The organism is Archangium sp., from assembly GCF_036388035.1.
Lineage (GTDB): Bacteria > Myxococcota > Myxococcia > Myxococcales > Myxococcaceae > Archangium.
Genome location: NZ_DASVSO010000580.1, coordinates 1 through 24,800 on the forward strand (window position 1 = coordinate 1; position 24,800 = coordinate 24,800).

23 protein-coding genes are annotated in these 24,800 nt (G+C 70.9%); 11 read left to right on the top strand and 12 right to left on the bottom strand.

Annotated features, from left to right (window positions below; all coding sequences use genetic code 11):
* From VF697_RS23520 to VF697_RS23535, 4 genes are all read left to right on the top strand, one after another.
* The coding region (locus VF697_RS23520; RefSeq protein ID WP_331098612.1) for a sensor histidine kinase at positions 1 to 1,163 on the top strand (1,163 nt) is incomplete at its 5' end.
* Positions 1,160 to 1,609 (top strand): response regulator, encoded by a 450-nt coding sequence (locus tag VF697_RS23525; RefSeq protein ID WP_331098615.1) that lies wholly within the window; start codon positions 1,160 to 1,162, stop codon positions 1,607 to 1,609. The genes VF697_RS23520 and VF697_RS23525, both read left to right, overlap by 4 nt.
* Positions 1,610 to 1,616: 7 nt before the next feature.
* Positions 1,617 to 2,750, top strand: a complete 1,134-nt coding sequence (locus VF697_RS23530; RefSeq protein ID WP_331098617.1) for a hybrid sensor histidine kinase/response regulator — start codon at positions 1,617 to 1,619, stop codon at positions 2,748 to 2,750.
* 255 nt (positions 2,751 to 3,005) lie between these two features.
* A complete protein-coding gene (locus VF697_RS23535; protein ID WP_331098619.1) occupies positions 3,006 to 3,560 on the top strand; it encodes a hypothetical protein in 555 nt (184 codons plus the stop codon).
* 65 nt (positions 3,561 to 3,625) lie between these two features.
* Here the strand turns inward: VF697_RS23535 and VF697_RS23540 are convergent, their stop codons facing one another.
* Positions 3,626 to 3,817 (bottom strand): hypothetical protein, encoded by a 192-nt coding sequence (locus tag VF697_RS23540; RefSeq protein ID WP_331098621.1) that lies wholly within the window; start codon positions 3,815 to 3,817, stop codon positions 3,626 to 3,628.
* Positions 3,818 to 3,985: 168 nt separating this feature from the next.
* Between VF697_RS23540 and VF697_RS23545 the strand changes: the two genes are divergently transcribed.
* Positions 3,986 to 4,150, top strand: a complete 165-nt coding sequence (locus tag VF697_RS23545; protein WP_331098623.1) for a hypothetical protein — start codon at positions 3,986 to 3,988, stop codon at positions 4,148 to 4,150.
* Here the strand turns inward: VF697_RS23545 and VF697_RS23550 are convergent.
* The 5 genes from VF697_RS23550 to VF697_RS23570 form a co-directional block, all read right to left on the bottom strand.
* Complete coding sequence (locus tag VF697_RS23550) at positions 4,147 to 4,950, bottom strand: FRG domain-containing protein (protein WP_331098624.1); 804 nt, start codon at positions 4,948 to 4,950, stop codon at positions 4,147 to 4,149. The two genes, VF697_RS23545 and VF697_RS23550, sit on opposite strands and share 4 nt — an antisense overlap.
* A 25-nt stretch (positions 4,951 to 4,975) precedes the next feature.
* Complete coding sequence (locus VF697_RS23555) at positions 4,976 to 5,515, bottom strand: hypothetical protein (RefSeq protein WP_331098626.1); 540 nt, start codon at positions 5,513 to 5,515, stop codon at positions 4,976 to 4,978.
* 25 nt (positions 5,516 to 5,540) lie between these two features.
* Complete coding sequence (locus tag VF697_RS23560) at positions 5,541 to 6,422, bottom strand: PIG-L family deacetylase (protein WP_331098628.1); 882 nt, start codon at positions 6,420 to 6,422, stop codon at positions 5,541 to 5,543.
* A 125-nt stretch (positions 6,423 to 6,547) separates the two neighbouring features.
* Positions 6,548 to 7,438, bottom strand: a complete 891-nt coding sequence (locus VF697_RS23565) for a DUF4202 domain-containing protein (protein WP_331098629.1) — start codon at positions 7,436 to 7,438, stop codon at positions 6,548 to 6,550.
* 196 nt (positions 7,439 to 7,634) lie between these two features.
* Positions 7,635 to 7,877 carry a hypothetical protein gene (locus tag VF697_RS23570; protein WP_331098631.1) on the bottom strand — a complete coding sequence of 81 codons (243 nt, stop codon included), beginning with the start codon at positions 7,875 to 7,877 and terminating at the stop codon, positions 7,635 to 7,637.
* Positions 7,878 to 8,147: 270 nt separating this feature from the next.
* On the opposite strand from VF697_RS23570, the gene traC reads away from it, so the two are divergent.
* Positions 8,148 to 9,944, top strand: coding sequence for an outer membrane exchange accessory lipoprotein TraC (gene traC, locus VF697_RS23575; RefSeq protein WP_331098633.1), 1,797 nt, complete (start codon positions 8,148 to 8,150; stop codon positions 9,942 to 9,944).
* Here traC and VF697_RS23580 read toward each other — a convergent pair.
* A complete protein-coding gene (locus tag VF697_RS23580) occupies positions 9,941 to 10,690 on the bottom strand; it encodes a hypothetical protein (protein WP_331098635.1) in 750 nt (249 codons plus the stop codon). The two genes, traC and VF697_RS23580, sit on opposite strands and share 4 nt — an antisense overlap.
* Positions 10,691 to 10,721: 31 nt before the next feature.
* Positions 10,722 to 12,806: a PilZ domain-containing protein gene (locus tag VF697_RS23585; RefSeq protein ID WP_331098638.1), complete on the bottom strand. Its 2,085-nt coding sequence runs from the start codon at positions 12,804 to 12,806 to the stop codon at positions 10,722 to 10,724.
* 539 nt (positions 12,807 to 13,345) lie between these two features.
* Between VF697_RS23585 and VF697_RS23590 the strand changes: the two genes are divergently transcribed.
* Positions 13,346 to 13,681: a TerB family tellurite resistance protein gene (locus VF697_RS23590; RefSeq protein WP_331098640.1), complete on the top strand. Its 336-nt coding sequence runs from the start codon at positions 13,346 to 13,348 to the stop codon at positions 13,679 to 13,681.
* A gap of 25 nt (positions 13,682 to 13,706) precedes the next feature.
* Here VF697_RS23590 and VF697_RS23595 read toward each other — a convergent pair whose 3' ends face one another.
* Both VF697_RS23595 and VF697_RS23600 read right to left on the bottom strand, forming a co-directional pair.
* Positions 13,707 to 17,312 carry a hypothetical protein gene (locus tag VF697_RS23595; RefSeq protein WP_331098642.1) on the bottom strand — a complete coding sequence of 1,202 codons (3,606 nt, stop codon included), beginning with the start codon at positions 17,310 to 17,312 and terminating at the stop codon, positions 13,707 to 13,709.
* A 34-nt stretch (positions 17,313 to 17,346) separates the two neighbouring features.
* The gene (locus VF697_RS23600; RefSeq protein ID WP_331098644.1) at positions 17,347 to 18,402 is read right to left on the bottom strand and encodes a prephenate dehydrogenase/arogenate dehydrogenase family protein; all 1,056 of its coding nucleotides are present in this window, start codon (positions 18,400 to 18,402) and stop codon (positions 17,347 to 17,349) included.
* Positions 18,403 to 18,571: 169 nt separating this feature from the next.
* On the opposite strand from VF697_RS23600, the gene VF697_RS23605 reads away from it, so the two are divergent.
* Positions 18,572 to 19,015 carry a nuclear transport factor 2 family protein gene (locus VF697_RS23605; RefSeq protein WP_331098646.1) on the top strand — a complete coding sequence of 148 codons (444 nt, stop codon included), beginning with the start codon at positions 18,572 to 18,574 and terminating at the stop codon, positions 19,013 to 19,015.
* Between the two features lie 15 nt (positions 19,016 to 19,030).
* On the opposite strand, the gene VF697_RS23610 is transcribed toward VF697_RS23605, so the two are convergent.
* The gene (locus VF697_RS23610) at positions 19,031 to 20,218 is read right to left on the bottom strand and encodes an MFS transporter (RefSeq protein WP_331098648.1); all 1,188 of its coding nucleotides are present in this window, start codon (positions 20,216 to 20,218) and stop codon (positions 19,031 to 19,033) included.
* 12 nt (positions 20,219 to 20,230) lie between these two features.
* Positions 20,231 to 21,544 carry a carbohydrate porin gene (locus VF697_RS23615; RefSeq protein ID WP_331098670.1) on the bottom strand — a complete coding sequence of 438 codons (1,314 nt, stop codon included), beginning with the start codon at positions 21,542 to 21,544 and terminating at the stop codon, positions 20,231 to 20,233.
* Positions 21,545 to 21,801: 257 nt separating this feature from the next.
* Between VF697_RS23615 and VF697_RS23620 the strand changes: the two genes are divergently transcribed.
* From VF697_RS23620 to VF697_RS23630, 3 genes are read left to right on the top strand one after another with little or no spacing between them, the layout of a single operon-like run.
* A complete protein-coding gene (locus tag VF697_RS23620) occupies positions 21,802 to 23,070 on the top strand; it encodes an ABC transporter substrate-binding protein (protein ID WP_331098650.1) in 1,269 nt (422 codons plus the stop codon).
* Entirely contained in the window at positions 23,064 to 23,957 is an 894-nt protein-coding gene (locus VF697_RS23625) for a sugar ABC transporter permease (RefSeq protein WP_331098652.1), read from the top strand. Before VF697_RS23620 ends, VF697_RS23625 begins: the two co-directional genes overlap by 7 nt.
* A gap of 16 nt (positions 23,958 to 23,973) precedes the next feature.
* The gene (locus VF697_RS23630; RefSeq protein WP_331098653.1) at positions 23,974 to 24,789 is read left to right on the top strand and encodes a carbohydrate ABC transporter permease; all 816 of its coding nucleotides are present in this window, start codon (positions 23,974 to 23,976) and stop codon (positions 24,787 to 24,789) included.
* Positions 24,790 to 24,800: the final 11 nt, after the last annotated feature.

Here is a 24,800-nt window from a genome sequence, read left to right on the forward strand (position 1 = left end):
CGAGCCTGATGCAGGCCTGTGCCGAGGCGATGGTGCGCAGCCTGCCGGTGCTGTCCGTGGTCGAGGTGTGGGGGTGGAACCAGGAGGCCCGGGCGCTGATCCTGAAAGGCCACGCGGGGCTCCCCATGCCCGCCGCGTTGCAGCCCACCCGCGTGGCGCTGGGCGAGGGCTTCGTCGGGACCGTGGGCCAGGAGCGCCAGCCGCTGATGATCAAGGACGTGCTGCGGCACCCCAGCGTGCGCTCGCCCGAGTGGTTCCGCACCCAGGGACTGGTGTCCTTCGTGGGCACGCCGCTGCTGGTGCGCGGACAGCTCGTCGGGGTGCTCGCCGTCTTTGGCCAGCAACCCCTGGAGAAGGAGACGCTGGCCACGCTGTCCACGGTGGCGGACGCGGTGGCCCAGGGGCTCGCGCGCCGCCGCGCCGAGCTGTCGCTCCAGTCGCACGCGCAGGAGCTGGCGCGCTCCAACGAGGAGCTGCAGCAGTTCGCCTACGTGGCCTCGCATGACCTGCAGGAGCCGCTGCGCATGGTGGCCAGCTACACGCAGCTGCTGGCGCGGCGCTACAAGGGCAAGCTGGACTCGGACGCGGACGAGTTCATCGCCTACGCGGTGGACGGGGTGAACCGCATGCAGCGGCTCATCCAGGACCTGCTGGCCTACTCGCGCGTGGGCACCCGCGGCCACGAGTTCAAACCCCTGGACACCGGCCTGGCGCTGGACAGGGCGCTGGCCAACCTCAAGGCGTTGGTGGACGAGACGGGCGCCACCGTCGTCCGCGGCAAGCTGCCGCAGGTGATGGCGGACGAGACGCAGCTCACCCAGCTCTTCCAGAACCTGGTGGGCAACGCGCTGAAGTTCCGCGGCCCCACGGCCCCCCGCGTGGTGGTGGACGCCGAGCGCCAGGGCAACGAGTGGCGCTTCTCCGTGGAGGACAACGGCATCGGCATCGAGCCGCAGTACTACGAGCGCATCTTCGTCATCTTCCAGCGGCTGCACGGCAAGGAGGAGTACCCCGGCACGGGCATCGGACTGGCCATCTGCAAGAAGATCGTCGAGCGCCATGGCGGCCGCATCGGACTCGACTCCCAGCCGGGCCAGGGCACCACGTTCTGGTTCACCCTTCCCGCGATTCCCACCTCTTCACAACAGGGCTCGACTTCATGAGTGACGACATCCGCGGACGCCCGATTGAAATCCTCCTGGTGGAGGACAACCCCGGCGATGTCCGCCTGACCATCGAGGCCCTCAAGGAGGGCAAGGTGCGCAACAGCCTCTCCGTGGCGCGCGACGGGGTGGAGGCGCTGGCCTTCCTGCGCCGCGAGGGCTCCCACGCCAAGGCCGCGCGGCCGGACCTCATCCTGTTGGACCTCAACCTGCCCAAGAAGGACGGGCGCGAGGTGCTGGCGGAGATCAAGGACGACTCGAGCCTGCGCCGCATCCCCGTGGTGGTGCTCACCACGTCGAAGGCCGAGGAGGACATCCTGCGGACGTACGACCTGCACGCCAACTGCTACATCACCAAGCCCGTGGACCTGGAGCAGTTCATCTCCGTGGTGCGCTCCATCGACGACTTCTGGTTGTCGGTGGTGCGGCTGCCGACGGTGGAGTGAGGCGGCCATGAGCGTGGACGAAGGACGAGCGCTGCGGCTGCTGTTGGTGGAGGACAACCCCGGGGACGCCCGGCTCCTGCAGGAGGAGCTCAAGGAAGTGCCGTCCGTGCGCTTCGAGGTGCGGCATGTGACGCGCCTGGCGGACGCGGTGCAGGTGGTGGAGGAGCCGGGGCTGGACGTGGTGCTGTTGGACCTGTCGCTGCCGGACGGGCACGGGCTGTCCAACATCGAGCGGCTGCTCCAGGCGTCCCCGGCGCTGCCGGTGGTGGTGCTCACCGGCACCGACGACGAGCAGCTCGCGGTGAAGGCGGTGCACGCGGGCGCGCAGGACTACCTGGTGAAGGGCCAGGTGACGGGCCCGCTGCTGGTGCGCGCGCTGCGCTACGCCATCGAGCGCAAGCGGGCCGAGGAGGGCCTCAAGCGCGAGGAGGCCGCGCGGCAGACGGCGGTGTTCCGCGAGCAGTTCCTGGGCATCCTCGGGCATGACCTGCGCAACCCCCTGCAAGCCATCTCCGGCAACGCGGCGCTGCTGCTGCGCTACGGGGGCCTGTCCGAGCCCCAGCGCAAGGCCATCAACCGCATCTCCATCTCGTCGGACCGGATGGCGCGGATGATCTCCGACATCCTGGACTTCACGCGCACGCGGCTGGGCGGAGGCTATTCGCTGCAGCGCTCGTGGGTGAACGTGCACGACGTGCTGCGGCAGATCGTCGAGGAGCTGGAGGTGGCGCACCCGCAGCGGCGCTTCGAGCTGAGCGTGTCGGGCACTGGCTGGGGAGACTGGGACGCGGACCGCATCGCCCAGGCGACGTCCAACCTGGTGGGCAACGCGGTGCAGTACTCGCCGCAGGACAGCGCGGTGCGTGTGGTGGCGCGCGACGAGGGAGACGGGGTCCGGGTGGAGGTCCACAACATGGGCACCCCCATCCCGGCCGAGCGGCTGCCGCACATCTTCGACCCGTTCGTGCGGGGAGGGGAGGGGGCGCGCTCGGGCTCGCGCACGGGGCTGGGGCTGGGGCTCTACATCACCCATGAGATCGTGAAGGCGCATGGGGGCTCGGTGCAGGTGCGCTCCACGGAGGCGGAGGGCACGTGCTTCTGGCTGAAGCTGCCGCGCCACCCGCCCCCCGCGAAGTCGTGAGCGGCGCTCCGTCGTCCGGACTCCCCGCCGTGGACAGCTCCTCTGGGCGAGGGCCAGGGCGGGGCTCTGCCCTTCGCCACCCTGCTCGATGCTCCACGTCTTCCCAGCCCTCTGCTCATGCCCATCGTGGTTGCAAGAGGCTGTTCGGTACGAGCGTGGGAGCGGACCGGGATGTCTGAGTTGGAGACACCGCGGGATGGGACCGGAATGGAGCCGCGGGGGCATACGCTGAGGACGAGGCGGGGGCCAGTAGACGTGCTCTTCTATGAGGCCTCGGGGGCGAAGGCGGGGGTGGTGTGGGTGGGAGGGGTGGGCGGCGGCTTCGACACGCCGGCCCGCGAGCTGTACCCGCGGCTGGGCGAGGAGCTGCTGCACCACGGCCTGTCCTCGCTCCGGGTGAAGTACCGCAACCCGACGGACCTGTCCCAGGCGGTGCATGACGTGCTCGCCGGGGTGGACTTCCTGGTGGAGCACGGGCTGGAGCGGGTGGCCCTGGTGGGGCACTCCTTTGGCGGGGCGGTGATGATCGACGCCGGAGCGCAGTCCCCCTGGGTGACGACGGTGGTGGCGCTGGCGCCGCAGAGCTACGGGACGGAGGCGGTGTCGGAGCTGCCGCCGCGCTCGCTGCTGCTCGTCCACGGCCTGTCGGACGCGGTGCTACCGCCGAGCTGTTCGCTCACCATCTACGAGCGGGCGCGGGGGAAGAAGGACCTGGAGCTCATTCCGGGCGCGGGGCACGTGCTGAACGAGGACGCCCAGCGCGTCTTCACCCGGGTGCGCGACTGGCTGCTGCACGAGCTGCGGGGCTGAGTCCTCCCGAGCTGTGCGGAGGAGGAGGGGATGCCCCCGGGGCACCCGCCTCCACCGAGCGCCCCCTAGCTGTGCTTGTCACTCCCCGCGCTGTCCTTGCTGCTGTTCTGCGAGGGACCGCTGTACTCGCGCTGATGCTCGGCATCCTCGGGCGCGGTCTCCTTCTCCGACTTGCCGAAGACCTCCTTGCGGGTCTCCTCGGACATCTTGGAGTCACCGTGCATCGTGGGGTTCTCTTCCTGCGGCTTGCGGGGCATGTCGTGCGTCCTCCGGCGCGATGGGATTGCTGCACCTGTGTCTCAAGGTCTGGAGGTTCCCCGAAGACGGCAAGCCCGGGTGCCTGGAGCGCAGAGCAGGCAGGAGGGCGAGCGGTGGAGGTGCGGCTCCGCCGGCGACCCTAGCTTGTGCGCAAAGGAGGTCACTTCATGGCCATTCTCGTCGGCATCTGCCTCTTCTTCTTCGTCATCGCGCTCACCATCATCTTCGGTGGCATCAGCCGGGTGGGAGACAAGCGCGTGGCCCTGGAGGGGCGCGCGACCGCGGAGCAGCGCCTGCCCACCGACGTGGAGCGTGACGCCTACGGGTATTAGCCCGGCGGCGCGCCGGGAGGCCTCGGGTTGTAGTAGCGCCGCAGCCAGCGGGTGAGCCCGTCCAGGCCGGGGAAGAGCACGCGCTCGGTGATGTTGGCCTGGTCGAGCTTGTCCCGCACCTCCTGCTTGAGGTGCGCGGGGACGATGAGCCGGCGCACGCCCCGCTTCTGCTTCTCGAGGAACGCATCCAGCCGCGCCGACGGGTCGTTCATCACCGAGAAGAGGGCGAACTGGTTGACGATGCGCTCGTCGAGCGAGGGCGGCTCGAAGAAGAGCACGAAGGGGTGGCGGGTGAGCCGATCGAAGGTGGGAAGGGTCTCGGCCACCCCCGCCAGCATCTCCGCGCTGAAGACGTCGGCCCCCTCGGCGCCGAGCTGCTCCTTGAGGGGCCGGGGGAGCAGACGGTTCGTCTCCCGGTAGTCCACGCACCACACGACGCCGTCCATGCCGTACAGGGCCGGGTCCTCGGTGAGGAAGTGCAGCGCCACGTAGGGGCTGAAGGTCCAGTCCAGCAGGCGCGTGGGCAGCCCGTGGTGCTGGGCGAGGGAGAGCCAGTCCCAGAGGGACACGCAGGCGGTGGTGGTGCCGCGCGCGTACTTGCGGAAGGCGCGCAGCATGACGTTCTCCTGCCGGGAGAAGTCGCCCCCGCGCCGGTTGAGGCTGGTGGCCAGGTCATGGTTGGAGTCGGGCATGCCCCGGAAGGCGAGCGTGGGGCGGAAGCGGTGGAGCTCCTCGTTCCACGAGCCCGTGAAGAGCGCGTCCTGCAGCTCCAGCCAGCTCTTCACCCGGTGTTCCTGCACGTGTCCCCCCATTCCGCCGTCGGCGTTACATCGTCTCCACGGGAGCGAGCCACAGGCTGCGCCGGTGGCTCGTCCCAAGCGACTCGAGGCGCTCGCCCCAGCCTGGGGGCGCGGGCGTGCGCAGGAGGAGCGCGTCCTCTGGGAGTGGCTCGAAGACGCAGGTGTCCCAGCGGTCGCGGTGGCGCGCGAGCCAGTCGAACAGGTGGCTCGCCCCCCGCGGGGCCAGCTCCGGGTCCATCAGCACGTCCGCGGGGCCCTCCCCGAGCAGCCGCACCACCCGGGCCCCATTCTCATTTCGGATGGCCAGCGGCGCGAGGCCCACGAGCCGCCCCTCGCTGCGCAGGGTCAGCACCCAGAGCGGATCCGGCGGGACGTGCCGCTGGTACCACGGGAGCAGCCCCTCGGGCCGAAGGGAAGGCGGGGCCCCGGGGCAGCGCGTCCACAGCCAGCGCCACTCGCCCTGGAGCGCCTCGCAGCCCTGGAGTGAGACCACCACCTCCTCCTGGAGCGGCGCGGAAGCACGCTCCGAGGGGAGCCGGGAGCCGTCCAGATTGCCGAGCATCATGCGCGTGCCTCTCCTTGGTGGGCGGTCAGTGCCAGGGCGTCTCTGGCAGCTTCAGCGTCTGCAGGGCTCCCCGCGCCAGCTCGCGCCAGCGGGCGCCCGTCATCATCCCGCCGAGGGACTCGTACGGGAGCGTCCCCTCGCGTGGAGGACGGGTGAAGTCGTAGCGGGGCGCGGCCCGGTAGCGCTCCTGTCCCAGCGGGAAGGACTCCAGCTCCCGGGCCCGCGAGGCATAGCACTCGAGCATCCGCTGCTTGAGGGTGCGCTCCGCCTGCGGGAAGGACACCGTGGCCACCGGCCGGCTGTCCGGCGCGGGGAGGAATCCCTCGAGGCGGTGTGCTTGCTCGTGGTGGTGGGACTCCATCTCCAGCAGCGCCGGGGGCGTGCGTCCCGTCCGGGCCATCAGCGCCACGGCGGCGTGCGAGATGAAGGCGGAGGCATCGTGGTCCGGGTGGCCGCCCTCGTACGGGTGGACGACGAGGAGCGTTGGGCGCAGCGCCTTCAGCAGGGCCACCAGACAGTGGGTGAGGGTGGCGAGGTCCTGCGTGGCCTCCAGGTCCACCGCGCCCAGCGAGAGGAGGTTGTCCAGGGACACGCCCGCGAGCTTCATCGCCGCGAAGGACTCCTCCTCGCGCAGGCGTGCGTAGGCCTCGCGCGTGGGCGGGACGCCCGGGAAGTGTGGAGACATGTCCCTCGGCGCACCGTCGGTGACGTGGACGACATGGCAGCCGGGGCTGCGACGCAGCAGCCACGAGGCCCCCAGCACCGCGTCATCCGGGTGCCCGGCCAGGAAGAGGGCGGGCCCGCGCAGGGCCTGGGGTGGCAACAGGGGCGCGAGGACGTCGGCGACCGTGCGTCCGTCCTCGGCCGGGTGCTTGCGCAACCAGGGTGACTCGTCAGGAGGCCTCATGCGCGGGCCTCCTCTCGGGTGCTGTCTCCACCGTCGCCTCCCATCCCCAAACCCTTCCCCGCTCCCGAAGGGGGGCGGGGCCCTTCCACCCGGTAGCTCCCGGGCGTCCTACGCGTACCGTCGAGTCATCCGTGTGCGGACTCCTGCTGCGTGGAGGGCAGGGTGACGGCCCCGAGTGCCTCCTCGAGGAGCCGGCGCACCCGGGGCGCCAGCCGGACCCGCGCGAGCCGCCACCGCTGGGCGGCGCTCAAGCGCTTGAGCCTGTCGTTCACCTCGCGGCGGGTGTGCTCGAGCGGGAAGGAGCGCGAGAAGCCGGAGGCGTTGAGCGAGAAGAAGGAGAGGGCGTCCGCGTCGCCGAGGAGCGTGAGGCCCACGTCCGACTCGGGGTGCTCATGGCGGCCGAGGAGCCAGCGCACGCGCTCACGGGTGGCCTCGTCCACGCCCACGTCCGCGAGCAGCTCGCAGGCCACGTCCACGCCGCGGTCGGACAGCAGGCGCTCCACGTCGTGGAAGAGGGCCGCGCACTGGAGGGCGAGGTCCGCCTTGGGCGCGAGTCGCAGCACCCACTGCCACACGTCCAGCGCGTGCCGGTAGTCCGCCACGACGAGCGGCTTGCTCAAGTCATGCAGGGCCATGTGCCGCGCGAGGAGGGCGTCGAAGCGTGGCCCCTCGGAGGCGGCGTTGCGGCGGCCGACGAGGCCCTGGTAGCGGGTGAGGATCTCGAAGGCGGTGGCGCCGAGCGCCTCGCGGGGAGAGCCGGTGAGGTGCAGGGCCAGACAGTTGCCCCGGCACTCCCGGGCGGCACCGAAGACGCGCTCGTCCCAGTCGAACGGATCGAACCCGGGGGCGCGCCAAGCCTGGGCGTCCAGCGGCACCACGTGGGCGTTGCCGCCCTGGGCGAGCGGCTGGACGGTGATGGTGGGAAACTCCTCGGCCAGCAGGACGAACGCGCCGGGTGTGACCCGCATGGCGTCAGCTCGGAGGTCGGAATCGGACAGCAGGAGCTGTCGGAGCATCGCATCTCCCGCGGGTGGCCCGCACCAGAGGACGCGGCAAGGTGCTGTCGGGATTCCGGAATGACCAGGGCTTGCGTGGGGGGAGGCGTGGGCCAGCGCACGGACGGGCGGGCCCCGCGTGTGCCAGTACACGGGCGGCTCGGCGGAGCCCGTGTGCTGGCACACAATCCGGGTGGATCACCCGGAGACCGCTCGACTACGGCCGACCGTTATCCGCCGGCTGGTCGTAGGCGTACTGCTCCGCGCGGGGCGCGGCGTCATTGTGGAACAAGGGGCACTTCTGGCAGCTGAAGCCCTCCCAGTCCTCACGGACGGCCGCGTCGATACACCTCGCGTAGAAGCGGCAGTGGACGTTGCGGTAGTCCTCGACACGATGGTGGTCCGCCCACATGGGCAGGCGGAGCTCGGTGGGATTGGGCTTGGGTTGCGCACAGGCCATGTCTCTGAACTCCCTCTTTAAATAGGCCCCCCGTTTGGGACTCTTCAATACCCGCTGGTGCGTCGCGTCATTCCCGAGCCGGAGTCCTCGGCGTTGGACTGTGGCACCCGCGAGCCGAGCCGCCTGAACGAAGGCCTCGTACGGCTGGCAGCCCACCACCCGAGCATTCCCGATACGCCGTCTTCCAGAGGCCTGCCCGGCCTCCAGGCGGGCGATGAATCAATTCTTCAACCGGGCGAGGCTTTCCCGGAAGATGCCCCCGTGCGACCGATGCCTTCCCGCTCCTCTTCGTCCCTGTCCCATCGGCTGGGGCTGATCGCCCTGGCCCTCTTCGCCCTGCTCGCGGCCGCCGGCTGCACGGCCTTCGCCCGCGCGGTGAAGGAGGGAGACCAGTTCACCACCCAGCACCAGTGGGCCCAGGCCGAGGCCGCCTACCAGCGGGCCCTCGCCGTGGACCCGAGGGACTCGGAGGTGCTGCTGAAGCTGCGCGCCATGCGCAAGCAGTGGAGCGGTGAGGTGCTGCAGCAGGCGCGGGCGGTGCATGAGCAGGGAGACCTGGCCGGTGCCACGCCGCTGCTGGTGCGCGCGCTCCAGCTGGACAGCGAGAGCGAGCCGGCGCGCGCGCTCCTCACCCAGACGCTGGACGCGCGGGTGGCCGTCGCCCAGAAGGCGCTGACGGAGGAGCGGCTGCAGGACGCCCGGGCCGAGTTGGACGCGGTGCTGGCGGTGGATCCCGAGCACGCGGCGGCGCGCAAGGGCGTGGACGCGGTGAAGGTGGCGTGGGCGCGCCGGTGGTTCACCACGGCGCAGCGGCTGGAGGAGGAGGGCAAGCTGGGCAACGCGCTGCTGGCCTACGTGCGCGCGGACCAGGAGAAGGTGGGGGCCACGCCCGCCCGCGAGCGTGCCGAGGCGGTGCGCCGCAAGCTCCAGGACGAGGTGGCCTTCCTGGTGGTGGCCGCGCCCGCGGAGGACAAGGCGGAGGCGCCGGACGTGGTGCAGCGGCTGTCTCCGGGACGGCTGTCGGCGCTGCTGCCGCAGGAGGTGCCCATCCGCGTCATCACCACCGAGGCCCCGAAGGACCACGAGGGTGTGCGCCTGGGCCTGGCGCTGGAGCGGGTGATGCCGGTGAAGTCGGTGGAGCAGAGCCAGCGCACGCAGAAGTACCTGGTGACGAACAAGGCCGTGCCCAACCCGCGCCGCTCCCAGCTCGAGACGGCGCTGCTGGAGCAGGAGCGCAAGCTGGAGGAGGTGGAGCGCAAGCTGGGCGGGGTGCTGCGCGACTACCTGCGCAAGCAGGACGAGCTCGTCCAGGCGCGCGAGGTGGCCAACCGCTGCCGCGAGCGCGAGCGCAAGGCGTGCGTCACCGCGCTGGCCGAGTGCGGCCGGGCCGTGGGCCAGGGCAAGCCCGGGCAGGTGCCGCCCGAGTGCAACCCCGCCCGCTGCAACTCGCAGTGTGAGCAGGAGGAGGGCGCGCTGGCGCAGCGGACCTCGGCGGCGCAGGAGCTGGAGCGCCGGTTGGAGTCGGCGCAGGAGAGCGCGGAGCTGCAGCGGCGCGAGGTACAGCGCGGCCGGGACGGCTTCTACCGCGAGCCGCTCACCGTGGAGGAGCCCGTCTACAGCGAGTACCCCTACGACGTGGAGCTGCACCGGCTGGCCATCACCGCGAGCGTCACGGAGCGGCTGGTGGACCTGGCCAAGGGGGCGGTGCCCTCGCCGCGCACCGAGGACTACGCGGCCCACCACGAGGACGCGTCCAACAGGGCCTACGACAAGGTGGGCGTGCTGGCGGACCCGGTGCAGCTGCGCAGCGAGGCGGAGCTGCGGGTGGAGGCGGGTGACAAGGCGATGACGTCCATCGCCGCGCGCGTGAAGGAGCGCTTCGACATCTACCGCCAGCGCCGGGTGGAGGACGCGCGGCGGGGCATGGTGCGTCCCAGCGCCGAGGACGTGGTGGAGACGGCGGTGCGCGCGCTGCTGCTCACCGCCGACGCGCCTCCCGAGGACATCCTCCTGCCGCTGGCCAAGGCGCGCGGCCTGGAGAATCCCCAGGCCATCTTCGGCGACTAGGCCACCGCGTCCTCGGCCGGGGTCCACATGGAGGCCTCGGCCGAGTGCAGGCAGTCCCCGAGGAAGCGCAGGTAGATGTCGAGCGCGTGCGAGCCGAGCTCCGCGAGCGTCCGCGCGTTCTCCGGCATGAGCTGCAGCAGCTCCTCCATCATCCGGGAGTTGAGCGCGGTGTGGCCCACGTCGAGCTGGATGTGCTCCTTGAGGAAGCTGAGCCCCTCCAGCGTCTCTCGGCCGAGCACCCGCACCACGTTGGACAGCAGGTGGGGCCCGAGCACCAGCGACAGGTTCTCGATCTCGAACTCGATGGCGATCTGCCCCATGGGCAGGTCGCTGGAGAGGGTGTCCTCGTGGAGCTGGCGGTAGGCCCGCATCGCATCCGTGGGGTGCTGGGCCAGCAGCCGCTCCGTCTGGAGCGTGGGCCTGCGCCGCGCGTTCCACCGCCGCACCAGGTGCCGCACGTCGTCCACCATCATCAGGTGGTGGCCGGCCTCGTGCTTCGCGTGCGCGATGAGGGCGTGTCCGAGCGAGTCCAGGCCCTGCGAGAGGCACTTCTGGCCCGCCCGGCGGATCCACCCCTCCACCGGCTCGGTCATGTAGACGCCGAGCGAGTTGAGCTGGAGGAAGAAGCGCTCCAGGACGGCCGGCTGGATGGCGGGATCCACCAGCATGCGCATGACAGGGTCCGTCGAGATGCGGGCGCGCGCCGGCAGCACATAGGGCTCATACAGCTCTTTGACCAGGCTCATGTTCGACGACTCCTTCGGGCACTGCACTGCTTCAGGCGGTACGGCTCGCGGGCGTCAGACGGCCCACCGTGGCCTCACTGACGTACTCCAGGAACTCGGGCAGCATCCGGGCGGACAGCAGCCAGAGACAGGGCTTCGCGCCGGGCTCGTCATGCAGGCGGGCCGCGGCGGCATAGCTGTCGTCCTCGTCCTCGCGCACGAAGACGAAGGCGGTGCGGCCGTGCTGGGCGTACCAGCGGCGGGCCGCGTCCAGCAGCGCGACGTAGGCCTGCCGGCCCTCGGGGGCGAGCGGGAAGAGGCGCGCCGCGTCCAGCAGGCGGAAGAGGTTCACGCCCGGGGGCCCCAGCTCGAGGACGATGGCGGCCTGGGGCACGCCGTCGCGGCGGGCCACCAGGATGTGACGCTCACGCTCCAACCCGGCCGCGCGCCACGTCTCCGTCACCTCGCGCAGCTCCAACCGGTCCCGCGAGAAGTCGAGGGCGTCCACGTAGCAGGTGGGGCGGGTGAGGAAGATCTGCCCGGCGAGCAGCGACTTCTCCTCGACGCGGGCGGGGCCGATGTCGAGCCCGTCCGCGGGCAGGCCGCTCTCCTCATCGCAGCGGACGTCCATCAGGCGCACCGGCATGCTCAGGGCCTCGCCGCCGCCGGCATGGGCGCGCGCGTAGCCGAGGTGGACCCGCTCCATGAGGGGCACGGTCGACTCGACATAGGCGACGAGCCAGCGGAAGTCGGGATCCGCCTGCGCGTGCTCCAGCGTGCGCACGTGGATGTCGCGCAGAATCTGTCCGGGCACCTGCGGGGCCTCGGGCTTGCCGGGGCGCTTGGCGAGCTGGTGCACCAGCCAGCCATGGCGGTAGGGGCGCACCGAGGAGAGCGTGGCCTCCACGCCCCGCTCCGAGGGCCACACCGACTGGCAGAAGAGCCGGGGCAGGCGCGCGGCGCGCTGGCCCAGGTCCAGGAAGCTGGTGCGCAGCTCCTCGAAGTGCTCCGTCGTCTTGCCAGCCAGGTTGAAGTAGCCCGAGTCGACGAGCAGCTCCCACAGCGGCTCGAGCAGCTGCTCGCCGCCGCGCGTGGTGGGGCTGAGTGCCTGGGAGACGAGCGCCACCCAGCGGGCCTCGTCCATCGGCGTGCAGGGGCTGAGCTGGAGGCCATAGGCGCGCGGCCCGTCCTTGTCCGAGACGTAGCGGACCTCGCCCCGCAGGAGGATGGGCTCGCCGTCCCGCGCGTCCCGCACCTCGACGCGCTGGAGCAGGAGGCCCGGGAAGAGGAGATCCTCGGGAGTGCCGCGCAGGCACATGCCGGAGAAGGAGAGGTCCAACACCTCGCGCTCCAGCGTGCCCAGCTCGCTCCACAGCGGGTGGTGGAAGCGGGCGCGGAGGCCGGCGGGCGCCTGCACGCGGCGGTGCCAGCGGTGGCGCACCTGCCACAGCCGCCGGGGAATGGGCGTCACCATCCGGTCGCCCTTGAGCTCGAGCGCCGGCACGCGCATGCGGTAGGCCGAGTTGTAGCCCACCACTTCGATGTCATAGGGCGCCGTGCCCCACTCCACGCCCGGCTCCTCGCGGCGCCAGTGCAGCAGCGAGTGCTCGACGTCGAAGTACTCCAGGGACACGCGCAGCGAGCGGCCCAGCTGCCGCAGCGTGCCCTTGTGCTGCATCACGCACACGGACTTGAGGATGGAGCGGATGCGCTCGGGCTCGACGAGGGACTCCTCGATGGGCAGGGGCGAGACCGCGGGCTGGGCGCAGCCCTGACGGGCCGCCATGTCCAGCAGGCCGAGGATGCGCTGGCCCTGCTCCCGCGTCACGCCCACCAGCTGGATGCCCAGGGGCGCGTCGAGCCGCCGCGGATCGCTCCACAGCAGCTCACCGCGCAGCGGGCCGATGGTGGAGCCATGGCCCTCCAGGAGGAGCTGGAGGGGCCGCTCGCGCGACGGCAGCTCGGTGCCTGGATCCGGGATGGCCCACACCGCGGTGGGGCTCAGCCGCGTCACCCGGCTGCTGCTGATGCCGGGCTGGGACAGGATGAGGTTGATGCTGTCCTCGGGAGACTGGGTGTGCAGCGAATAACCCGAGTAGCTCCCGACGGCGAGGCTCGTTCCGGCCGATGTCTCCATGTCTCCACGCATGATTCTCCCCCTGTGGCGACAGCGGCATGCTGGCGTGTCGGCGTGGGCGGAATGCTTCCACGACGAGGGTAATCACTTTCACGAAAGGAGAACGCCCGCGCCATGTTTTCGTCAAGGCTTGAGAAGTCATTCCTTGTCAGGGTTTCGAGCGACTCCGCGTGGCTGGAAAAGTCCGCTCCCCCTGGCGCGAATCCCCGTGAGCCCCGCAAATCTCGGTGAGAGCCGTTCCCGCGTAGAGATGGGCAATCAATGACTTGCATGGCGCTGGCGGGGCGATGTCAGGCTTTTGCCGGACTGGCCGATCTGCAGTGCAGACATATCTGTTGCTTCCGGCTGTGCGGCTCCCCGTCGGGGTGTGCGTTGGGACACGGAATCGCGCTGTCGCACATGCGCGCGCCCCGGTTTGGGGTGTTGGCGGGTGTGCAGGAGCGGGGCACGGGGCCGCCTCCAGAGTGTGCGCCGGAGGACGGTCAACCCCATGGACGCGCGCGGCGGGAACGGCGAGGCTTCCGCCCGGGAGGACCACCATGGCCAGGCTCACCCCCGAGGACGCGTTCAACATCGAGGTGCTCAAGCTGATGCTCCAGCTCGCCTGGAGCGACGGTCAGCTCGACGTGCAGGAGGTGGGGACCATCCTCGGCGCGGCGCGAAGCTGGGATGTGCCGGAGTCGGAGGTCGCCGCCCTCAAGGAGACCCTGGACACCCAGGGGCCGCCGCCCGCTCCGGACCTGGCCCTGCTGCGCGGCCGCTCGGACGAGGTCTTCGAGGCGGCCCGTGCCCTCATCTCGTGCGACGGCAAGCTCCAGGACGCCGAGGAGGAGATGCTCGCGGAGCTGCGCATCATCCTCGGCGCCGAGCGCTGAAGCCGCGGGCCCCCCGCGGGGTGGCTCAGTCCCCCGCCTTCGCCACCGGCGGAGGCCCCGTCACCACCTCCTCGCGGCGCAGCAGCAGCTTGGCGTCCTTGTTGGGCAGGATGCGCACCTGGAAGCGGCGGCGGTACTCGTCTCCCTTGTCGAAGACGTTCCGGTCCGTCACCAGCAGCAGCGCCGTGGGCACCACGTACCGCGCCGAGTTGTTGCCGAAGTAGTGCACCACCACGAAGTACGTGCCGGGCATCGCCTTGCGCGCGTGGTACAGCTCCGGCCCCAGGCCGTCCGTGATGTCCCAGTGGAGCTGCCCGCCCAGCGACGTCCGCTGGTGCTGGTAGAAGCACTTCTCGCCATTGGGCTCCACCACCCACAGGTCGATGTCCGTCCCATCCGAGTTCCAGTGCGTGGTGAGCTGGTAGTCGATGGGGCCCATCTCCACGAGGCGTGTCAGCTCGCGCCGCCGCGCCTCCAGCACCGCCGTCTCGCCCACCAGCCTCGGGTGCTTCGCCAGTGCCGCCAGCATCCGCGCGTAGTGGTACGCCGCGACCTTCTTCGTCTGGTGGTCATGCCGGTTCCAGTTGCGCGCCAGGACGATCTCCCAGTCGCGCGCCGCCTCCGCCGGACGTCCCGCCGCGTCGAGCGCCAGCGCCTCCTCCAGGTAGGCCTGGGCCTCGAAGGGACGGTTGAGGCGCACGTGCTCGAAGAGCTCGGTGGCCGCGGGGAACTGGCCGAGCGCCAGCAGCCCATAGCCCACCAGCCGCAGGGCCTCGGCGTCCTTCGGGCGCAGCTCCACGGGGGAAGACAGGGCGCGCACCGCGCCCCACGTGTCTCCCGAGAAGGCCCGCTTGCGCGCCACCGTCTCGTAGATCATCACGTCGTCCTTCTGGGTGCGCCGCGCCTGCCGGTAGGCCAGCTCCGCCTGCACCCGCTCGTCGCCGCCCGTGTAGGGCTCGTCGCGCAGTGGCTGCGCCTTCATCCGCGAGCCCAGCTCCGCCTGCTTCGGCTTCAGCACCCGGAGCACCTCCTGGCCCGAGCCCGGCACGCCCTCCAGCGAGAGCCCCAGCAGCTCGTCGCGGCGCTGGTCCGCCTGCTGCCGCTGCAGGGCGTCCAGGTCGGTGAGATCCAACTGCTCGTCGCGCACCGCGTAGCGCGTGTAGTCCCCCTCCGACTCCAGCACCAACATGGAGGCCCGTGCGTTGGTCAGCCGGTAGTGCTGGCTGAGGGCCACCACCATCCGGTCCAGCTTCACGTCCTCCAGCGCCACCAGCCGGGACACGAACAACTCCGCCCACGCGCGCGGGGCGAAGGCGCTGTCCTCCTCGCGAGCCAGTGGCACCGTCAGCGTGCGCTCCTGTCCCGAGGCCTGGGTCACCACCTCCAGCTCCGCCGTGCCGTCGCCCACCAGCCGCCCGGCCACCTGAAGCTCCTGCCCGGGGAAGACGAGCCGGGGCCGGCCCGCCACCACCAGGTCCTTCACCTTCGCGCCCTTCACGCCCACCCGGGCCAGCACCACCGAGGCCGCCCGGTGCGCGCGCGCCGCCGAAGGCACCTCGGCGCCGGACAGCACGTTCACCACCCGGCCACCGCTCGCCCGGGCCAGCGCGTCGAAGAGGTCCGCGTTCACCGCCGCCTCGCCGAAGCGGTAGCTCACCCAGCGCAGCGTCTCGGCGGAGGCGTGGTGCGAGATGAGCGCGTCCACGTTGCTCTGCCCCCAGGTGACGTTGCCATCCGAGAGGAGGAAGGCCGTCACGGGTCCGCCCTTCTCCGCGGGCTTCAGCCAGTCGCGGCTGGCCCGGTCCAGCTCGGCCAGCAGGCCGTCCACGTTGGAGGCGCCCTCGAGGAAGACGCGCTCCAGCTCGGCGAACGTCTCCTGGCGGGCCTCGGGCGTGTTGCGCCGGAAGCCCGCGCCGTGCAGCCAGCGCGGGCGCACGTCGAAGAGGAGCACCGCGTACTCGGAGAGGCTCTCGTCCTTCTCCAGCAGCGCCCGCAGCAGCGACGCCTGCAGGGCCCACGCGTTGCCCTCCTCGGCCGACAGCGAGGTGTCCACCACCAGCACCGCGCGTCCGGTGGGCGCGCCCTCGGTGCCCGCGGTGAGCCGCTCCGGCAGCCGCACCCGGGTGTAGAAGGCATGTCCGGGCAGGCCCGCCGGGTCCGCGCCCACCAGCACGTCCGCCTCGGCGCGGCGCGGGGTGAGCGCCACCTCCAGCGCCCCGTCGCCCTGGAGCTTCTGCCAGTCCCACGCCTGCCAGGCCCCGAGCGTGCTCGGCTTGCCCGCCTCCGGGCCCACCGTCACCTCTCCCGCGTGCCTCGGGTCCACGTGGACGCGCGCCGACACCTTCAGCCCCTTGCCCGTCGCCTGTGGCAGCGGCCACGTGTAGCGCAGGCGCTGGCCATCGAAGAGGAGCGTCTGCTCATAGGCGACGACCACGCGCTTGAGGGACTTGGGGGGCAGGGGGAAGACGCGCGCGCTGAAGGTGGAGGCACCGGCCCACTCCAGCAGCGCCGGGTCCACGTTCTGGCGCACCACGGCCTCGTACACCTCGCGGGCGCGCTTCTGCTCGACGACCCGGGCCTCCTGGGGCACGCCCCACGAGCGCTTCGCTCCCGGCGGGCTCGGCGGAGCCGCCGCCACCAGCTCCTCCGACTTGCCCGAGTCCCCCAGCGGCGGCAGCAGCTCCGACGACTGGAAGAGCGAGGGCGAGTCCACCGCCACCGCGCCCGAGTACAGCGCGAAGCCCGCCACCGTCGCTCCACCCGGCAGCGGGTAGTAGAAGGTGCCCTCGAGCGAGCGCGAGGTGTCGTTCTCGAAGAGGTAGTCCACCACCGTGCGTGCGCGGGCGCCCTGGATGTACGTCACCACCCGCACCGCGCGGGCCGTCAGCGGCTGGTAGCGGCCTTGCTCGTCCCGCACCAGCACCTTGGCCATGCGAGGCGCGGCCTCCACCTTCGGCAGCACCGGCCGGGGCGCGGCGTCGGGCTTCGCCGGGGACTTCTCCTCGGGCTTGGACTCGACGGCGGCCGCCTCTTCCCTGGCGGCCCTGCTCACGCGCTGACGGGCCCCACCGGACGCGCGCTCCGACGTGTTGCCCTTGATGATCTGGATGATCTCCCGCCGCTTCTGCTCCAGCACGCGCGGGGGCTCCTCGGGTTCCGGGGCGGGAGCGTCCATGGCGGGCAGCTCTTGCGGAGGGGGAGGCGGCGTCTCCGCCGGAGCCGCGGCGGCTGTCTCCGCCACCCGTTCCTCCATTTCCTCCGAGCCCAGCGACTCGTCCTCCTCGTTCGATCCGAAAGTCCTGAGCTCCCAACCGCCAGGTCCCCGCGCACCGGGCCGCGACGTGGGGCGCCGCGGGTTCTGCTCCTGGACGAGCCGAGCGAGCTCGGGCTCGGAGATGGCCTGGGGGTCGGCCACCGCGTCGCGCAGCTCCGGGAGGTCCACCACGCCCGTGTCCGCCGCGCCCGGTGCCGTGGCGGGGGCGGTGAGGCCGGCGCGAGCGAAGAGGGCGGGGTCCCCCTTGGGCCCCTCGGGCACCTGGGCCTTTTCTTCTTCCGAGGTGCTGCGCTTGCAACCCGGCAGGGCCAGGGTCGCGAGGAGGAGTCCGGTGAGGAGGACACGCGGGAGGGACATGGACCCGGAGGTTAGTCCCTCGCCGGGGCTCGGGTCACCCCGAGTGCTGGGCGCGCCGGGAGAAGCGGAGGATGGCGCGGAAGATGGACTCCACGGCGTCCGGGTCCAGCCCCCGCTCCGAGGCCCAGGCGCGACGCGTGGCGATCACCGCCTCCTCCCGGGCCGGGTCGGGCACCGGCTGGCCCGCCTGTGCCTTGGCTCGGATGGCCCGCCGCGCCAGCTCGGCCCGCCGGGCCAGCAGCTCCACCAGCTCGTGGTCCACCTGGTCGATGAGCTCGCGGGTCTCCTTGAGCTCCGGCAGGCCCGACTCCAGCGCGGGGAGGGCCATGCTCTCCGGCTCCGGCGTGCCGGCCTCGGGCGGCAGGTTCTCCAGCTCCTGATGGATGGCGCCGAGCGCGTTCAGCAGGTGTCGCCGCGCCTCCGTCGCGAACGGGTTCTCGCGCTGGATGGCGGTGAAGAGGTGTCCGGCGTCCGAGCGGACGATCTCGATGGTGCGCGACAGCGCCTTGAAGCTGGCGGGAGCGAAGGGCACGTCCACGCCCGAGCCGGCGTCCACCATCCCCTTGGCCACATAGAAGGTGAGCGCATGCGTGTGCGCCATCACCCGGTCATGGCCCTCGGGCGTCTGCTCGATGACCTCGCAGCCCAGCCGCTCGTAGAAGCGCCGCGCTCGGAGGGCCGCGTCCGGGTGGAGCGGGTTGGGGCAGACGACAACGCGCAGGGGGCGCTCGGCCATGGCGAGGCTGAGCGGGCCGAAGAGCGGATGCGTGCCGGCCCAGGGCACGCGCGTGCCGAGCACCTCGCTCAGCGCCTGCACGGGCTTCACCTTGACGCTGCCCACGTCGAGCACCAGGTGCTCCGGCGTCAGGTGGGGGCTCAACAGCTCGAGCACGGCGTGCATCCGCGGCACCGGGACGGCCACCACCACCAGCTCGGCTGCGGCGAGCAGCTCCGGGATGGAGCCCGCGCGGAGGGGCCCGGGGATGTCCGCCACCGGGTCCAGCGCCTTGTACCCGATGCCCGCGGCCGTCAGCAGCTCGCCGAGCGCGCGGCCGAAGCGGCCATATCCCATGATGGCAACGTGCGTCATACGCGGACTGTACACGAGCGGTGTGGCCGGTCTCGCACCCAGAGGCGGCGCCGGCTCCCAGCGGGATGTGCGCGGGCGAACACGCGGGCCCGCGTGGCTTGGACCCGGCTCGGGCCCCTGGCGCAGAGTGACTCTCGCCGAGACACCCGCGCGGCCCGAGGAAACAGACGTGTCCGAAGAGAAGAAGAACGTGGAGCGGATGAGGCAGATCTACGAGGAGATGGAGCGGACGGGGAGTCCCCAGTCCCTCCTCGACCAGCTCGCGGACGATGCCGTCTACAAGCTCTCCCTGCCCCCGGGCGTGCCCCTCAGCGGCGAGTTTCGCGGCAAGCGGGCCATCGTCGATTACTTCGACGAGCTCAACGAGGTGCTCGAGGTGCTGGAGGTCACCACCTGGGACTTCGTCGGCAATGGCAGCCAGGTCATCGTCCTCGGCGAGGAGCGGTTCGTCGTGCGCAAGACGGGCAAGGTCTGTCACAGCGAGTTCGCCTTCGTGCTCGACTTTCATGAAGGGAAGATCGCCCGCGCGCTCCTCATCGAGGACCTGTCCGGGCTCGTCGAGGCCTACCAGCCCGTGAGCGGGCGCGTGGCCTCCCGCGCTTCTGGCGCGTGAGGAGTGCCCGCGGATTCATGACGTCGTGGCGACGAGCACCTCGTGGTGCACGGCCAGCAGTACCGCGACGAGGACGAGCAGGGGGGCGATGGCCGCGAGGCCGAGCCACTCGCCCATGAGGCCCGCGACACTCGGCACGAGCGCGACCCCCAGCGTCGCGGCGCTCACCTGGAAGCCGACCGCGTGCGCGGCGGCCTCCGCGCCAATCCGACGGGGCGTCTCGGCCATCATGCCCGGGAAGATGGGGGCGAGCGCGAAGCCGAGCACGGAGAGCCCGAGGGCGGGCGGCACCTGCGGAAGCGCGAACAGGAGCGCGCCCGCGACGGCCGCCAGGGTGCTGAGCCGCAGCAGCCGGACGGTCCCCACCCGCTCGACGATGAGGCCGAGCAGGACGCGCCCGGCCAGGAGACTCGCCCAGTACAGGCTGACCCACGTCCCGGCCACCACGGTGCCGAGGCCGCGCGCCTCGGTGAGCACGGTGTAGCTCCACTGTCCCGCTGTCACTTCCACGCCGCAGTAGAAGAAGAAGATGGCGCTCTGAAGCCAGACACGGGGGCGGCGGAGGGTGGCCCAGACGGAGGCCGCCGGCACGGGGGCCTCCCCGCCCGTGCGAGCACTCGGCGCCGGTCCACCGTCCCACTGCCGGCGCATGCCGGTGAAGGTCACCGCGAGCAGTCCGAGCACCCCGCCGATGACGGCGTAGCCCGCCCGCCACCCGCCTCCGCTCGTGAGGGTGGCCGTCATGAGCACCGGCCCGAGCGTGGCCCCGGTGCTGTAGGCGGCGTGCAGCCACGTCATGTGGCGGGCCCCGAAGTTCTGGGCGGCGTAGGTGTTGAGTCCGGCGTCGACCGCGCCCGACCCGAACCCGAGCAGGCACGCCGCGGCCAGCATGAGGGCGAAGGCCGGCGTGGACGCGTAGCCGACGACCCCGAGGGTGACGAGCCCGGTGCTCGCGGCCAGGAGGGTGCCAATGCCCGCGGCTCCGATGAACCGCCCCGCGAGCAGGCCCGAGAAGAAGTACGCCACGGCGGCCGAGGACAGCACGGCCCCCAGCGCGGCCTGGGGCAGGCCAAACGTCTCGCGGATGGACGGCCAGGCGACGCCGAGCACGGCGTCCGGCAGTCCGAGGCTGATGAAGGCCAGGTACGCCAGCGCGAGGAGGATCGGGCGAGGGCGTGTGGCTGCCGGGGGGAGCGGGCTCATGTCGGCCGGAGCCTAGAACCACCACTCCACGCGGGCACCGACGTAGTGGGCGATGCGGTCGGGGCCGAACGCCTGCAGGTAGGGCGACATCAGGGCGTCGCGCGCGGCCCGGTTGTAGATGCCGAGGGTATAGAAGAGGCGGAAGTGGGGCCGGGTCCAGACGCTGCGCTCGCCCGAGGGAACGAGGGTGGGCACGATCGACAGCTTCACGACGCTGCCGGTGGGCCCATCTCCGTCCCTGCGCGTCTGGTACGTCACCTCGTTGATGAGGTGGAACTGATCGAGCAGGTACAGGAACGTGCGCGCTCCCACGGCGTAGTCGAAGCCCTTGTCCGTGGCGGCGTCGCTGGCGCCATGGGCCAGCTGCAGGATGCCGTACCCGTTGATGCTCAAGAGCGGGCTGACGTTGTACACGAAGTGATCCACCACCTCGAGCGCGTAGGCACCGCGGAAGCGCCCGTCCTCGTCCGGAAGGCCGAAGGTGGCCCAGGTCGACGAGCCGCCGATGGTGCCATTGGCGATGCCCCAGCCGTAGCGCACCGCGAGGGTGTTGAAGGTGCCCTTGCCGAGCTCCAGTGTTCCCTTGACGCCCAGCACCCAGCCCAGGTCCGCCGGGAGCACCTCGGCGCCATCGCGGGTCTTCGCGGAGGGGAGCACATGGGCCTCGGCCAGCAGGTGCAGCCGGTGCGCGCGCTTCTCCTCCACGGGGAAGCGGTGCACGTACTGGCTGACGAAGACCAGCCGCTGGCGCTGGGCGTCGGGGGTCTCATCGCCCGTCTCGTCGTAGCCGTAGAAGGGCGGGGAGTTCCTCGGTCCCGTCTGCAGCAGCAGCGCGAAGTCGAGCTCCTTGTACCGGACGCCACCGCCCTGACCGTTGAGCTGGTTGAAGTAGTAGTAGTCCGCGATGTGCACGTCCTCACCGCGGTAGAAGCGCTGCCCGCCCCAGAAGGACAGCCCCGGGATGAGGACGTTGGTGGCCTCCGCGTACGCCTGGAAGATCTCGATGCCCAGGTTGGGGAAGGTGTTGCTGGTGAAGAAGCCGAGGAAGGAGGTGCGCGCGAACATCGCCGGCGTGAGCACCAGCCGCACCCCGGTCGACTCCTCGGTTCCGGGCTTGAGGATGTAGAACTTGAGGGTCGGCTCGAGGTAGTCGCCTTCCTCGAAGCGTCCACCGATGGGGCCGCCGCGCAGGTTCAACCGCGTGCCCTGGATGACACGTCCATCCAGCGCGTACGCGGTGCCCATGCGGCCGTACATCTCGAAGCTGAGCCGGTCGCTGATGGGCACCTCGGCCCGAGCATGTTGAGGCGTCGCGGTGAGACACATCAGGCTCAAGGCCAGCAGCGCCCTCGACACCGTGGGGCCACGGAAATGCGCAAGCGTGGGACAGTGAAGGGGATGTCTGGACTCGAAGGTCATGCGGTCATGCTGGCCCGCGGGCGACAGCTTGTTACCGATTCCGTGGACTATCCGTCCGACGTTTGACGAAATACGCCGGAAAAAAGGGGCTTGGTCTCAAACGATGCAACGACGTGTCCGCCGGGGCAGCAGACTCGCGGCCCTATCGGTACGGGAGGGAGCACATGCACAAGGCAATCTTGGGGGTCGCCGCCACGGTGGCCCTGACGATGTCGGGCGTCGCCTCCGCGGCGACCATCTCCATCGCCTGTGGCAGCGTGGGGCAGGAGTACGAGGTCTGCAAGCAGGGCGCGGAGGCCTGGGCGAAGCAGAATGGCCACACCATCCGCATGGTCAGCGTGCCGGCGGACGCCAATGAGCAGCTCACCTTCTTCCAGCAGCTCCTGTCGGCGGGCTCGGAGGACCTCGACGTGGTCCGCATCGACGTCATCTGGACGGGGCTCCTCGCCCAGCACCTCGTCGACCTGAAGCCCCAGGTGCCGGATGCGGAGCTGGGGCAGTTCTTCAAGCCCCTGGTGCAGAACAACACCGTGGAGGGCAAGCTGGTGGCCCTGCCCTGGTTCACCGACGCGGGCCTCCTGTACTACCGCAAGGATCTCCTGGAGAAGTACAAGCAGCAGGTCCCCACCACCTGGCAGGAGCTGGCCACGGTGGCCAAGACGGTGACGGAGGGCGAGCACAAGGCCGGCAACACCAGGCTGGTGGGCGTCGTGTTCCAGGCGAAGGCGGCCGAGTCGCTGACGTGCAACGCGCTGGAGTGGATTGACTCCTTCGGTGGCGGCACCATCGTGGATGAGGCGGGCAAGGTCACCATCAACAACCCCAAGGCCATCGAGGCGCTCACCTTCATGGCGTCCCTGGTGGGCACGGTGGCGCCCAAGGGCGTGCTGAACTACAGCGAGGAGGAGTCCCGAGGCGTCTTCCAGTCCGGCCAGGCGGTGTTCATGCGCAACTGGCCCTACGCCTGGGCGCTGGCCAACGCCAAGGACAGCCCGGTGAAGGACAAGGTCGGGGTGACGGCGCTGCCCAAGGGCGGGCCGGAGGGCAAGCACACGGGGACGCTCGGCGGCTGGCAGCTCTCGGTGTCCAAGTACTCGAAGAACCAGGAGGCCGCCATCGGGCTGGCCAAGTACCTGACGGGCGCCGAGGAGCAGAAGCGGCGGGCCCTCGTCGCGTCCTTCAACCCCACGCGTCCCGGCCTCTACCAGGACGCCGAGGTGCTCAAGGCCAATCCCTTCTTCGCCACCCTCCAGAACACCTTCACCCAGGCGGTGGCGCGGCCCTCGAAGGTGACGCGCGGCAAGTACAGCAAGCTGAGCTCGGAGTTCCGCAACGCCGTGCACTCCACGCTCTCGGGCCGAGGCTCCGCGGAGAAGAACCTCAAGGCGCTGGAGGGCAAGCTCAACGGCCTCTCCAGGAACGGCAAGTGGTAGGCACCAGCGTCCTGTCCCGGCAGCGGACCCGGTCGGCGTGGCTCTTCCTCCTCCCCGCGTTGGCGGTGATGGGGGCCACGGCCGGCTGGCCGCTGCTGCGCACCTTCTGGTTCGCCTTCACGGACGCCTCCATCGACCAGCCCACGGCCGGGTTCATCGGCCTGGAGAACTTCCGGGCGCTGGTGGATGACCCGGACTGGTGGCGGGCGGTGGGCAATACCTTCCGCTACGCGCTCATCTCCGTGGCCCTGGAGACGGTGCTGGGGATGATCATCGCCCTGGCGCTCAACGCCCAGTTCCAGGGCCGAGGCGTGCTGCGGGCGGCGGTGCTCGTCCCCTGGGCCATTCCCACCATCGTCTCGGCGAAGCTGTGGGCCTGGATGCTCCACGACGTGTACGGCGTCATCAACGAGATGTTGCTGAGCGTCCATCTCATCAGCGAGCCCCTGGCGTGGACGGCCGAGCCGGGCCTGTCGCTGCTGGCCGTCATCCTCGTGGACGTGTGGAAGACGACGCCCTTCATGACGCTGCTGCTGCTGGCGGCGCTGCAGCTGGTGCCGCAGGAGGTGTACGAGGCCGCGCGCCTGGACGGGGCGGGGCCGGTGCGTACCTTCTTCAGCCTGACGCTGCCCATCATCCGAGGCCCGCTGCTGGTGGCGGTCATCTTCCGGATGCTGGATGCCCTGCGGGCCTTCGACCTCTTCTACGTGCTCACCAACAACAGCGCGGACGTCATGTCCATGGCCGTCTATGCCCGGCAGCGCATGGCGGAGTTCGGAGAGCTGGGCTACAGCTCCGCGGCGGCATCGCTGTTGTTCCTGCTCATCGCCCTCTTCACCGTGGCCTACCTCGCGCTCGGCCGCGTCTCGTTGGACCCGGAGGCCTGACCGGATGCTGCGCCTCGTGAAACGCATTCTCTTCGGGCTGCTCGTGCTGGCGATCCTCGCCTACACGCTCTTCCCCTTCTACTGGGCGATCGTCTCGTCGCTGAAGACGGGCAGCGCGCTGTTCGTGGTGGAGTTCTGGCCGAAGGAGCCCGCCTGGAGCAACTACCCGGCCGTGTTCAAGCAGGGCCCCTTCGGGCAGAACCTGCTCAACTCGGTGCTGGTGTCGTTCTCCACGGTGCTCGTGTCGCTGGTGCTGGCCGTCACCGCGTCCTACTCGCTGGCGCGCGTCCAGTTCCGGGGCCGCAAGGCGCTGCTGCTCACCATTCTCTCCGTGTCGATGTTCCCCCAGGTCTCCGTGCTGACGGGGATGTTCGAGCTCGTCCGCTCGCTGGGGCTCTACAACCGCCTGCCGTCGATGATCGTCTCGTACATGCTGCTGACGCTGCCCTTCACCATCTGGATCCTCACCACCTTCATGCGCGAGCTGCCCATCGAGCTCGAGGAGGCGGCGATCATGGATGGGGCCTCGCCCTGGGTGGTGGTGACGCGCGTCTTCCTGCCGCTGCTCGGCCCGGCGCTGGTCACCACGGGGCTGCTGGCCTTCATCGCGGCGTGGAACGAGTTCATCTTCGCCCTCACCTTCACCCTGTCGGACGAGACGCGGACGGTGCCGGTGGCCATCGCGCTGCTCGGTGGCAACACCGAGTTCGAGCTGCCCTGGGGGCTCGTCATGGCGGCGTCGGTGACCGTCACCGTGCCGCTCATCCTGCTGGTGCTCGTCTTCCAGCGCCGCATCGTGGCGGGCCTCACCGCCGGGGCGGTGAAGGGGTAGGACGCGCTTCC